Here is a 12,418-nt window from a genome sequence, read left to right on the forward strand (position 1 = left end):
CCCTCAACTGCGCAAGGAATCCAGATCCGCCATCGCCGTCGAGATTCGCTCGATCATCGCGAGCGTCGTCGCCTCCGACTGCATGGCCGGCAACAAGGGCGAATGGCACAAGGTGATCGTCCACATCAGCAGCGCATGCACCATCTGCTGCCGATAGTTGAGGAAACTCCGGTCGAAGTTCGGCCTGGTCTCCGTCAATCCGGCGAACCGATCGAGATAGCGACGGAGCAGATCCTTCTCCCAGTTGCGGCGATCCTCCGGCGTCAGCGCCGCCGTCACGGCATAGGAAAAGTCCCGCGACCAGTGACCGCGGGCAAGACATTGCCAATCGCACAAGCCCATCTTCCCCGCGCCGGTGCGATACCAGTTGCCGATATGCACGTCGGAATGGATCAGTCCCTGCGGCTCGTTGTCGTGGACGGCAAGCGCCCGCACGGCGGCCGGCCAGACCGCGTCTCGCTGCGCGAGCACGCTGTTCGGAATGACGTGGGCGGCAGCGTCGAACGCCTTCCGGGTGTAGTGCTCGAGGCTCATCTTCTCCGCACCGATGGTGAACCAGCGCGGATAGCTGGCCACCCACGGATAACGTGCCGAAAGCTCGCCATCGCCGTAGAAGCGCGCATGCAGCGCGGCCAGAACGTCGACCATGTCTTCCGCCATCTCGCGGTCAACATAGGTCTTGTAGTTGCAAAAGGTCGCCGACTTGGTTGCGACCATGTCCTCCAGGAGAAGGATCGAGGCGTAGGTCTGGCGATCGAACGCCGCATGATAGCCGACCGGCGCCTCGATCTCGAGCTGCGGTCGCAGCTGCATGTAGAAGCGTCCCTCGACCCGCGCGGTGCCGTTGAAGCCGCCGATCATGCGTGTGACGACGCTCGGCAGCGACTTCGTGAACATCGACTGCGGCAAGCCTGCGCGCTGACCCGCGTCATTGTAGCTGACGATCAATTGGTGACGTTCGTGCGTCCCGGCGCTCGCAGGCTTCACCACGACGTCGGTGACGACAGCACCGGGACTTTCCTGGCAGAGCACGGCGGTCAGCCACTCCGGCGTGACGGCCCCCGGCGAGCACGGAACATCCTCCGCGCGGCGGGCTTTCGGCCGCACCAGGCGTTCGAAGGCGACGCGTCCGCCAATCCTGAGCGCAGCCAGTGCCGTTGCACCCGATGCAGCCATGGTCCCTCCCTTCCGGTGAGCGGCCGCAGCGCTTGCGACGCGCGCCCGATATTTCGTACGCTTACGTACTATCTGAACCACAATCGCGTTGACGTCAAGGCGGCGCCAGCGCCGAGATGCGGATCAACGGCCAGCAGCCTCCTGGTTGCAGCGCGACACATTTCGAGGCCTCCGGCGCCGGCACATTCCGCATTTTTCGACTTCCAAGATATCGTACTATAGTGTACTTCTTTAATTCATAAAACAAGAAGCGATATGGGAGCCAGCATGAGAACTTCGATTTTGGTGAGCGCCTCGGTCCTGTTCCTATCCAGCGCAGCCGTGGAGGCGGGAGCCGCCGACAAGCAATATGGTCCGGGCGTTACCGACACCGAGATCAAGATCGGCCAGACCGTTCCATATAGCGGGCCGGCGTCGACATTCTCGAGCTACGGTCGCGTGATGACCGGCTACTTCCAGATGCTGAACGAGCAAGGCGGGATCAACGGCAGGAAGGTCAACCTGATCTCGCTTGACAACGCATTCAGCCCGCCAAAGGCCATCGAACAGACCCGCAAGCTGATCGACGACGACGGCGTTCTGGCTGAGGTCGGCACCGTGGGCACTGTTCCCAACGTCGCCGTTCAAAAGTATCTCAACCAGAACAAGGTACCCCAGGTCTTCATCTCGGCAGGCGGCCGCCGCTTCAACGATCCCAAGAGTTTTCCGTGGACCGTCCCCTTCTATCCGCCCTTCGAGATGGAGGGAGCCACGTTCGGCAAGTTCATCCTCAAGAAGCTGCCGAACGCCAAGATCGCCGTGCTCTACCAGAACGACGACTATGGGAAGGACTACCTCACGGGCCTCAAGGCCGGCTTGGGCTCCGACGGCCAGGCGAAGATCGTCGCGGAGGCTTCCTACGAGCTCAGCTATCCCACGATCGACTCCGAGATCCTCAAGCTCAAGGCAGCCGGCGCCGATACGCTGGTCTATTTCACGACGCCGAAATTTGCCGCCCAGGGCATCAAGAAGGCCAATGAGCTGAACTGGAAGCCGGTCCAGTTCCTCGCCAGTCCGGTCAACTCGATCCAGGGCGTGCTGACGCCTGCCGGGCTCGACAACGTCCAGGGCGCCTATACGACCCAATTCGCCAAGCAGGCCAACGATCCCGCTTGGGCCGAGGATGCCGAGGTAAAGGACTATGTCGCCTTCATGAAAAAATGGGCGCCGAACGACGGCCCGAACGACTTCATTGCGCTGTCCGGCTACATCAATGCGCAAGCGATTGCGAAGGGCCTGCAGCGATGCGGCGACAATCTGACCCGCGAAAATCTGCTCGCTCAGGCCACGAGCTTCGACAAGGAGCGGGTCGGCATGCTGCTCCCGGGGATCGAGCTCACCAACTCCAAGGAGAACTACGCCCCCTACCGCTCCTTGCGCATGGCCATCTTCGACAAGACGTCCTGGAGGCTGCTCGAGGACTAGCGATGGCACTGCCCTGCCGCGTAACACGCGGCAAGGCAGACAACCCCAACGGAGACTTTCTTTGACCATCAAGGGCAAGGCCTACATTGCCGGGATCTATGAGCACCCGACCCGGCATGCGCCGGACAAATCCACCGCGCAGCTTCACGCCGAGGTTGCCAAGGGCGCGATCGAGGATGCGGGGCTGACCAAGGACGACATCGACGGCTACTTTCTCTCCGGCGACGCGCCGGGCGGCGCCTGGCCGATGGTCGATTATCTCGGGCTGAAGGTGCGCCATGTCGACAGCACCGACACTGGCGGCTGCTCCTACATCATCCATCTCGGTCACGCCGCGGAAGCCATTGCCGCAGGCAAGTGCTCGATCGCGCTGATCACGCTCGCGGGCAAGCCGCGCACCGGTCCGGCGCAGGTGCGCGCTCCGGGCGCCGAAGCCGATTTCGAGACCGCCTATGGCGCAACGACCCACAATGCCTATGGCATGTGCGCCATGCGCCACATGCACGACTATGGCACTACGAGCGAGCAGCTCGCCTGGATCAAGGTCGCGGCCTCCCATCACGCCCAATACAATCCGCACGCAATGCTGAAGGAGGTCGTCACCGTCGAGGATGTCGTGAACTCGCCGATGATCTCCGATCCGCTGCACAGGCTCGACTGCTGCGTCGTCACCGACGGCGGCGGCGCGCTGATCGTGACCACGCCCGAGATCGCCAAGAGCCTGAAGAAGCCGCTGGTCCGCCTGATCGGCCATGGCGAGGCCACGGGGCGCGCCACTTGGTCGCGGAGCCCGGAATCCATACGTGCCAGCGCGGTGATGCGGACAAATGATTCCGGGCTCGCGCTACGCGCGCCCCGGAATGACGGCGATGGGTGAGGTGGAGAGGACCAGCCGGGCGCTGCAGCCGATCCTGTATTGATACAGCTGTTTTGCCCGACGAGGCAAGTTATTTTCGGTAAGGCCGAAATTACATCAAGCCTTTCAACCCATCGCTACTGTGCATGGGGTTGTTTTTCATTTTTGTATTTTGGAGCGGGGCGCGCCTACCCCGCGCCCGCCCGCTTCTTCTGCCAGACCAGATGCACCGCGCAGGTGCAGCCCGGCGGATGCGAGGCGAGGTCTTTCGACGTCTCGTCGTTCGCAGGCGTCGCAGCAAACGCCTTGTCCGCGTCCTGCTGCTGCGGGATGTAGTTCAGCACCGGCGCGAGCCAGCGCTCGGTCTCGGCGACCGTCATGCCCTTGCGTGCGGCGTAGTCCTCGACCTGGTCGCGCTCGATCTTGCCGACGCCGAAATAATAGCTCTCGGGGTTCGCGAAATAGAGCCCGGACACGCTCGAGCCCGGCCACATCGCATAGCTCTCGGTCAGCTTCACGCCGGCGGTCGCTTCCGCATCGAGCAGTTCGAACAGCGTCGCCTTCTCGGTATGATCGGGCTGCGCGGGATAGCCGGGCGCGGGGCGGATGCCCTGGTACTTCTCCAGGATCAGCTCGTCGTTGGAGAGCGCTTCGTCCGGGGCATAGGCCCAGAACTCGCGGCGCACGCGGGCATGCATGCGTTCGGCGAAAGCCTCCGCCAAGCGGTCGGCTAGCGCCTTGCACAGGATCGAGGAGTAGTCGTCGTTGGCCATCTTGAAACGGTCGGCGACCGCATCCTCGCCGATGCCGGCGGTGACAACGAAGCCGCCGACATAGTCGGGCACGCCGGCGGGCGCGATGAAGTCCGAGAGCGCCGCATTGAAACGACCCTCGCGCTTCTCGAGCTGCTGGCGCAGCGTGTGCAAAGTCGCGACCTGCCTGGTCCGGCTCTCATCGGCATAGAGCACGATGTCATCGCCTTGCGCGTTCGCCGGCCAGAAGCCGATCGTGGCACGGGCCCGGAACCATTTCTCCTTCACGATGGTATCGAGCATCTTGCGCGCATCGTCATAGAGCGAGCGCGCGACCTCGCCGACCTTGTCGTCCTTGAGGATCGCGGGGAAGCGTCCCGCGAGCTCCCAGGTCTGGAAGAACGGGGTCCAGTCGATATAGGGCACGAGCTCGGCGAGGTCGTATTCGTCAAAGCTCCTGGTGCCCAGGAAGGTCGGCTTCACCGGCTTGCTCTTGGCGAAATCGACCGGCACGCGGTTGGCGCGAGCGGCGCTGAGCTTCAGCCGCTTCTTGTCCGCCTGCGCGCGCAGATGCGCGTCCGAGATCTTTGCGTATTCGGCCCGCACCTCGGCAGCATAGGCCTCGCGCTTCTCGGGCGAGAGCAGCGAGGAGGCGACGCCGACGGCGCGGCTGGCGTCGTTGACATGGACGACCGGGCCGGCGCGATAGCTCGGGTCGATCTTCACCGCCGTGTGCACGCGGCTCGTCGTGGCGCCGCCGATCAGCAGCGGCAGCTTGAGGCCCTCGCGCTGCAATTCGCCGGCGAAGAACGCCATCTCGTCGAGCGAGGGCGTGATCAGGCCTGAGAGACCGACGATGTCGGCCTTCTCCGCCTTCACGGTCTCGACGATCTTGGCGGCCGGCACCATCACGCCGAGGTCGATGACTTCGAAGTTGTTGCACTGGAGCACGATGCCGACGATGTTCTTGCCGATGTCGTGGACGTCGCCCTTGACGGTCGCGAGCACGATCTTGCCGGCGGACGAGGAGCCCTCAGTGCCGATTCCGTTGGCCAGGTTGCGGGCCTTCTCCTCCTCCATGAACGGCATGAGATAGGCAACGGCCTGCTTCATGACGCGTGCGGACTTCACCACCTGCGGCAAGAACATCTTGCCGTCGCCGAAGAGGTCGCCGACGACGTTCATGCCGGCCATCAGCGGTCCCTCGATCACGTCGAGCGGGCGCGAGGAATTCTTGCGGGCTTCTTCGGTGTCCTGCTCGATGAACTCGGTGATCCCGTGGACCAGCGAATGCGACAGCCGCTTCTCCACCGGCCATTCACGCCAGGCGAGATCAGCTTCCTTGCTCTCGGTCTTCTTGCCGCGGAATTTCTCCGCGAGCGCCAGCAGGCGCTCGGAGGCGCCCGCGTCGCGATTGAGGACGACGTCCTCGCAGGTCTGGCGCAATTCGGGATCGATGTCGTCATAGACGATCATCTGCCCGGCATTGACGATGCCCATGTCCATGCCGGCCTTGATGGCGTGATACAGGAACACCGAGTGCATGGCCTCGCGCACCGGCTCGTTGCCGCGGAACGAGAAGGAGAGGTTGGACACGCCGCCCGAGATGTGCGCGCCGGGCAGGTTCTGCCGGATCCAGCGCGTCGCCTCGATGAAGTCGACGCCGTAATTGTTGTGCTCCTCGATGCCGGTCGCGATCGCGAAGATGTTCGGATCGAAGATGATGTCCTCGGGCGGGAAGCCGACCTTGTTCACGAGGATGTCGTAGGCGCGCTTGCAGATTTCGGTCTTGCGCGCGAAGGTGTCGGCCTGGCCGACCTCGTCGAACGCCATCACCACGACGGCGGCGCCATGGCGCCGCGCGATCTTCGCCTCGTGGATGAATTTCTCCTCGCCTTCCTTCATCGAGATCGAGTTGACGACCGGCTTGCCCTGCACGCATTTCAGGCCGGCTTCGATCACGGAGAATTTCGAGGAGTCGACCATAACGGGGACGCGGGCGATGTCGGGCTCGGCGGCGACGAGGTTGAGGAAGGTCACCATCGCGGCTTCGGAGTCGAGCAGGCCCTCGTCCATGTTGACGTCGATGATCTGAGCGCCGTTCTCGACCTGGTCGCGCGCGACCTGCAGCGCGGCGGTGTAGTCGCCATTGGTGATCAGCTTGCGGAAGCGGGCAGAGCCCGTGACGTTGGTGCGCTCGCCGACGTTCACGAACGGGATCGCATCCGTCAGCACGAACGGCTCGAGGCCGGAGAGGCGCAGCTTCGGTGCGATCTCCGGTACGACGCGCGGCTTGTGCGGGGCCACCGCAGCGGCGATTGCCGCGATGTGGTCCGGCGTGGTGCCGCAGCAGCCGCCGACGATGTTGACGAGGCCGTCGCGGGCGAACTCACCGACCAGGCGGGCCATATACTCAGGTGTCTCATCATACTGGCCGAACTCGTTGGGCAGGCCGGCATTCGGATAAGCACATACGAGAGTATCTGCGACGCGGCCGATGTCGGCGATATGCGCGCGAAGGTCTTCTGCGCCAAGGGCGCAGTTGAAGCCGATGGTGATGGGTTTGGCGTGCCGCACGGAATTCCAGAACGCTTCCGGCATCTGGCCCGAGAGCAGGCGGCCGGACTTGTCGGTGATGGTGCCCGACACCATCACGGGCATGTCGATGCCGAGCTCTTCGGTGATCTCGGCGATCGCATAGAGCGCCGCCTTGGCGTTGAGCGTGTCGAAGATGGTCTCGACCAGCAGGAGGTCGACGCCGCCGTCGAGCAGGCCGCGGATCTGCTCGCCATAGGATTTGCGCAAATCGTCGAAGGTGACGGCGCGGTAGCCGGGATTGGCGACGTCAGGCGAGATCGACGCGGTGCGGTTGGTCGGTCCGATGGCACCTGCAACGAAGCGCGGCTTGCCGTCCTCGGCTGCGACGCGGCGGGCGGCATTGCCGGCGAGGCGAGCACCTTCGCGCGCCATCTCGTAGACAATGTCGGTGAGGTCGTAATCGGCCTGCGCGATCGAGGTGGTGGAGAAGGTGTTGGTCGCGACGATGTCGGCCCCGGCACGCAAATAGGCGGCGTGGATGTCCTCGATCGCCTGCGGCTGGGTCAGGATCAACAGATCGTTGTTGCCGCGCAGGTCGCGATGGAAATTCTTGAAGCGCTCGCCGCGGAAGGCGGCCTCGTCGAGCTGCAGGTTCTGGATCATCGTGCCCATGGCGCCGTCGAGCACGAGGATGCGCTCGCGCGCGGCATTGATCAGGGCAGTTCGCTTGGCGGAAACGGGTACGGTCATTTTCTCTTACGCAGCCTTCTGGGCGCTCTTGGCGCGGATGCCGAGCAAATGGCTGATCGCGAACACGAGATCGGCGCGGTTCATGGTGTAGAAATGGAAGGTGTCGACGCCGTGCTTGGCGAGCTTCTGCACCTGGCCGGCGGCAACGGTTGCGGCGACCAGCTTGCGGGTCTCGGCGTCGTCATCGAGGCCTTCGAACTTCGCAGCGAACCAGTCCGGCACGGTGGTGCCGGCACGCGTCACGAAATTACGGGCCTGCTTGAAATTGTGCATGGGCATGATGCCCGGCACGATCGGAATGCTGATGCCGCGCGCACGCACGCGATCGAGATAGCGGAAGTAGAGGTCGTTATCGAAGAACACCTGGGTAATCGCGCGCGTCGCGCCGGCATCGACTTTTGCTTGAAGCGTGTCGATGTCGGCGTCGAAGTCGCGCGCCTCGGGATGCTTCTCCGGGTAGGCCGAGACGGACACTTCGATATCCGCATGCCGCTTCTTGATCCCCGCGACGAGCTCGGCCGAGCTCTGATAGCCGTCGGGATGGCTGGAGTAGGGCGTACCGATGCCGCCGGCGGGGTCGCCGCGGAGGCCAACGATGTGGCGGACGCCGACCTCGTGATAGCGGTCGACGATCTCGTCGATCTCGCCGCGCGAGGCGCCGACGCAGGTCAGATGCGCCGCCGGCAGCAGCGCGGTCTCTTTCAGGATGCGGGAGATGGTCGAATGGGTGCGCTCGCGGGTCGAGCCGCCCGCGCCATAGGTCACCGAGACGAATTTCGGGTCGAGCGGGGCGAGCCGGTTGATTGTCTCCCAGAGATTCCGCTCCATATCTTCCGTTTTGGGCGGAAAGAACTCGAACGAGATCGCAGGCCGCTTCAGGTGCCCGTCTTGCCCTTCGTTGCGGGCAGGAATCGTCAGGTCGGTCATAGCACCACTCACTCCAGATTTTGGCGGCCGGCGGTCGGGTCTAGATTGGGAGAGGGTAAGATAAGCCAAAGCGGTTGCACTCGACAGCCCATCGATGATGGGAAATGGCCCACTTTGCGGTCGAATATGTGGATTATCGCCGACTATGAGAAATGGAGTGGGAAATAGGATATTTGATAAGTAGTATATATATCAGTATATTAGTCTAGCAGAAGTAGCTGCGATAGCGGATTTCCGTGGGTGGGCAATATGACTCATGTGTTGCTAAGGCAAAATCTGTCCCACCGCTCTAGCTCGGCCCGCCGCCGGCGCTCGCGGCCGGCACACGCCAGACCTGCGCAGTCTGCCCATTGCTGCTGCGCCGGCCTCCATTACGTTACCGCGCCATGATCCCGCTCTCAGTCCTCGACCTCTCGGTCGTCACCACAGGCACAAAACCCGCCGCCGCGCTCCGCAACAGCATCGACCTGGCGCGCCATGTCGACAGGCTCGGCTATGTCCGCTATTGGCTCGCCGAGCATCACAACCTCGCTTCCGTCGCGAGCCCCGCGCCCGACGTGATGATCGGCCAGATCTCGGCGGTGACGAAGCACATCCGCGTCGGCTCCGGCGGCGTGATGCTGCCCAACCACGCGCCGCTGGTGGTGGCTGAGCGCTTCAAGATGCTGGAGGCGTTGTTTCCTGGCCGCATCGATCTTGGTCTTGGCCGCGCGCCCGGCACCGACGGCGCCACGGCCTATGCGCTGCGCAGCCGGCTCGACCGCCGCGAGGGCGACGATTTCCTGGAGCGGCTGCACGAGCTGATCCTGTGGGAGACCCGCGAATTCCCTTCGGGGCACCCTTACAACAACGTCGTTGCGATGCCTGACGATACGCCGCTGCCGCCGATCTGGCTGCTCGGCTCCAGCGATTATTCCTCGGAGCTCGCGGCCCAAGTCGGCATGGGCTTCGCCTTCGCTCATCATTTCGCATCCCATGATGCGATCGACGCGATGGTGCACTATCGCAACCATTTCCAGCCTTCGGCCTGGAGTGCGAGCCCGCGTGCGATCCTCGCCGTCGCTGTCATCGCGGCGGACACGGATGAAGAAGCGGAAAAGCTCGCCACCTCGTTCGATCTCAACCGTCTGCGCCGCGACCGCGGCCAATATTTGCCGTTGCCGAGCGTCGAGGAGGCGCTGGCTTATCCCTATACGGATGTCGAGCGCACCTCGATCCTCCGCAACCGTTCACGCCTGTTCGTCGGCAATCCGGCGACCGTGCAGAAGAAGCTTCAGCCGCTGATCGATGCCAGCAAGCCGGACGAGCTGATGGTGATCACGGCCGTGTACGATCACGAGGCGCGGAAGAGGTCGTATTCGCTGCTGGCCGAGGCGTTTGGGCTGGCGAAGCAGGCTGCGTAGATACTCACCGTCATTCCGGGGCGATGCGAAGCATCGAACCCGGAATCTCGAGGTTCTCAGGTGCGCAAGTGCGCACCATAGTTCACGCTTCGCGTGCCCCGGAACGACGACATCAATCCTGGGCCTCGCTGAACGTCGCGCGGAACGGGTGGCCGGGATAGACGCCGACGATGCGGAATTCGCGCGAGAAGAACTTCAGCTCCTCGATCGCAAACGCAAGGCCCTTGTCTTCGGGGTGGCCATCGACGTCGGCATAAAACTGCGTGGCGAAGAAATTGCCGTCGACCATGTAGCTCTCGAGCTTGGTCATGTTGACGCCGTTGGTGGCAAAGCCGCCGAGCGCCTTGTAGAGCGCGGCCGGCAGGTTGCGCACGCGAAACACAAAAGTCGTGACCAGTGGGCCCGAGCCCTGCGTGGCCCATTTCGGCTCGCGCGCCAGCACGACGAAGCGCGTCGTGTTGTGCGCCTCGTCCTCGATGTCATCGGCGAGGATGTCGAGGCCGTAGATCTGGGCGGCGAGGCGCGAGGCGATTGCGGCCACCGTCTTGTCGTTGCGCTCGGAGATGTCGCGGGCGCTACCGGCGGTGTCGGCGTGCACGATCGGTTTGATGCCGAGCTTGCGGATGATGCGCCGGCACTGGCCGAGCGCATGGACATGGCTCTCGACGCTCTTGATGTCCGACAGCTTGGTTCCCTTCACCGCCATCAATTGATGGCGGACCGGGAGAAACCATTCGCCGATGATGAACAGGCCGGAGGCCGGCAGGAGATGATGGATGTCGGCGACGCGGCCTGCGACCGAGTTCTCGATCGGGATCATGCCGAGATCGGCCTCGCCCGACGAAATCGCCGACAGCGCGTCTTCAAACGTGGCGCAGGGCATCGGCTCGGCGTCGGGATAGGCCTCGACGATGGCGATGTGGGAATTGGCTCCGGGCTCGCCCTGGAATGCGATCTTCATCTTGCTCATGCTCGGCCTTGTAGCAGCGGCTCAGGATTTGGAAAGGATGCTGCGCGCGGTTTCGAGATCGGGCGGCGTGTCCACCCCGCGAGGCACGGTGTCGACGATCATGATGTCGATGCGCATGCCGGCTTCCACCGCCCGGAGCTGCTCAAGGCTCTCTTGTTTTTCGAGCGGTGAGGGCGGTAACGACACGAACCGCTCCAGCGCGGCGCGGCGATAGGCATAAAGGCCGATGTGGTGGTATCGCGGTCCGTTGCCGTAGGGGGCGGTAGCGCGTGTGAAATAAAGTGCCCGCATCCGCCGCGGTCCGATCGGCGAGCCGATCGCCTTCACGACGCTCGGCGCGAGGTCCTCCTCCTCGGTGTGGATCTGCGAGGCCAGCGTCACGATGTCGACCGCCGGGTCGTCAAAAGGCGGCAGTACCTCGCGGATGGTCTGCGGCGTGATGGTCGGGAAATCGCCCTGGAGATTGATCACGATCTCGGCCTTGCAGTCCGGATCGAGCTTCTGCATGGCCTCGTGGATGCGGTCGGAGCCGGAGGGGTGCGTGGAGCGGGTCATCACGGCCTCGCCGCCATGGGCCGTCACGACGGATGCGATCTCGTCCGTATCGGTTGCGACCGCGACTCGGCCGATCCCGGCGGCCTCGGCGCGGCGCAGCACATGCACGATCATCGGCAGGCCCGCGATGTCGGCGAGCGGCTTGCCGGGCAGGCGGGTGGCGGCCATGCGGGCCGGGATCAGCACCAGGATGCGGGGATCGGTCATCTGTTCAAGGGCCTGGAAACGGGAGGTTTTCCGCGTCGAGAAATGGGGTGGGGACGGGCTGAAAGCCGGGTCGCTTATACGGGTTGCCAGACCCCGGGCAAACCGATATCTCAATGGCAAAACTCGGGGAAACAATAAGGAACGCTTTTGATTCTCCCGAGGCTCGTCCTGGCGGCCGCCCGGCCGCTATTTCCTTACTGCGGTGTGGGGCCTGGCCGGAAATGGACTCTTTCGAACTCAATAAAATTCTCGGTGCCGTGCTCGGCACCTGTCTCATCCTGCTGGTGACGAGCTTCACCGCCCAGGCACTGTTCTCGCCCAAGATGCCGGAAAAGCCGGGCTTCGAGATCGCGGTCAAGGAAGATGCCGGCCACGGCGGCAAGGAAGGTGGCGCGGCCGCCGCATCGTCCGAACCGATCGAAAAGCTGCTCCAGACCGCCTCCGTCGAGAAGGGCGCTGCGGCCGCCAAGAAGTGCGGCGCCTGCCACACCTTCGAGAAGGGCGGCCCGAATCGCGTCGGTCCGAACCTCTACGGCGTCGTCGGCGAAGCCAGGGGTGAGGGCCGCAACGGCTTCAACTTCTCGGCTGCCATGAAGGCCAAGGGCGGCACCTGGACCTTCGACGACCTCAACAAGTTCATTGCCAGCCCGAAGGGCTTCATCCCGGGCACCGCGATGGGCTTCGCTGGTATCCCCAAGGATTCCGAGCGCGCCGACGTCATCGCCTATCTGAACTCGCTGTCGGAGCATCCGCAGCCGCTGCCGACGGCGTCGAAATAAGGCGTCAAAAACCAGACTTGGAACAAACGGCCAGGCTGAAA

Annotated in this window: 8 protein-coding genes and 1 pseudogene; 4 read left to right on the forward strand and 5 right to left on the reverse strand. The window is 63.7% G+C overall.

The features are described 5' to 3' along the window. Positions 1 to 3 precede the first annotated feature (3 nt). Complete coding sequence (locus FOM02_RS17290; RefSeq protein ID WP_051377683.1) at positions 4 to 1,176, reverse strand: aminoglycoside phosphotransferase family protein; 1,173 nt, start codon at positions 1,174 to 1,176, stop codon at positions 4 to 6. Between the two features lie 267 nt (positions 1,177 to 1,443). Between FOM02_RS17290 and FOM02_RS17295 the strand changes: the two genes are divergently transcribed. Continuing rightward, the gene (locus tag FOM02_RS17295; protein WP_027564634.1) at positions 1,444 to 2,640 is read left to right on the forward strand and encodes an ABC transporter substrate-binding protein; all 1,197 of its coding nucleotides are present in this window, start codon (positions 1,444 to 1,446) and stop codon (positions 2,638 to 2,640) included. A gap of 61 nt (positions 2,641 to 2,701) precedes the next feature. After that, positions 2,702 to 3,403, forward strand: a pseudogene (locus FOM02_RS17300) (thiolase domain-containing protein); the annotation flags it as partial. Positions 3,404 to 3,684: 281 nt separating this feature from the next. Here FOM02_RS17300 and metH read toward each other — a convergent pair. Both metH and metF read right to left on the reverse strand, forming a co-directional pair. After that, on the reverse strand, positions 3,685 to 7,536 hold the full coding sequence (metH, locus tag FOM02_RS17305; protein WP_027561227.1) for a methionine synthase: 3,852 nt from the start codon (positions 7,534 to 7,536) through the stop codon (positions 3,685 to 3,687). Positions 7,537 to 7,542: 6 nt separating this feature from the next. Beyond that, positions 7,543 to 8,463, reverse strand: coding sequence for a methylenetetrahydrofolate reductase [NAD(P)H] (gene metF / locus FOM02_RS17310; RefSeq protein WP_027561226.1), 921 nt, complete (start codon positions 8,461 to 8,463; stop codon positions 7,543 to 7,545). A 386-nt stretch (positions 8,464 to 8,849) separates the two neighbouring features. Here metF and FOM02_RS17315 point away from each other — a divergent pair, with 386 nt between their 5' ends. After that, on the forward strand, positions 8,850 to 9,866 hold the full coding sequence (locus FOM02_RS17315; protein ID WP_027561225.1) for an LLM class flavin-dependent oxidoreductase: 1,017 nt from the start codon (positions 8,850 to 8,852) through the stop codon (positions 9,864 to 9,866). 112 nt (positions 9,867 to 9,978) lie between these two features. Here FOM02_RS17315 and FOM02_RS17320 read toward each other — a convergent pair whose 3' ends face one another. Both FOM02_RS17320 and FOM02_RS17325 read right to left on the reverse strand, forming a co-directional pair. Continuing rightward, positions 9,979 to 10,836 (reverse strand): prephenate dehydratase, encoded by an 858-nt coding sequence (locus tag FOM02_RS17320; RefSeq protein ID WP_027561224.1) that lies wholly within the window; start codon positions 10,834 to 10,836, stop codon positions 9,979 to 9,981. Between the two features lie 21 nt (positions 10,837 to 10,857). Further along, positions 10,858 to 11,598, reverse strand: coding sequence for a 3-deoxy-manno-octulosonate cytidylyltransferase (locus FOM02_RS17325; protein ID WP_027561223.1), 741 nt, complete (start codon positions 11,596 to 11,598; stop codon positions 10,858 to 10,860). Positions 11,599 to 11,819: 221 nt separating this feature from the next. Here FOM02_RS17325 and FOM02_RS17330 point away from each other — a divergent pair, with 221 nt between their 5' ends. Then, the gene (locus FOM02_RS17330; RefSeq protein ID WP_027561222.1) at positions 11,820 to 12,377 is read left to right on the forward strand and encodes a c-type cytochrome; all 558 of its coding nucleotides are present in this window, start codon (positions 11,820 to 11,822) and stop codon (positions 12,375 to 12,377) included. Positions 12,378 to 12,418: the final 41 nt, after the last annotated feature.

The sequence above is a fragment of the Bradyrhizobium sp. SEMIA genome, from assembly GCF_014844175.1.
Lineage (GTDB): Bacteria > Pseudomonadota > Alphaproteobacteria > Rhizobiales > Xanthobacteraceae > Bradyrhizobium > Bradyrhizobium arachidis.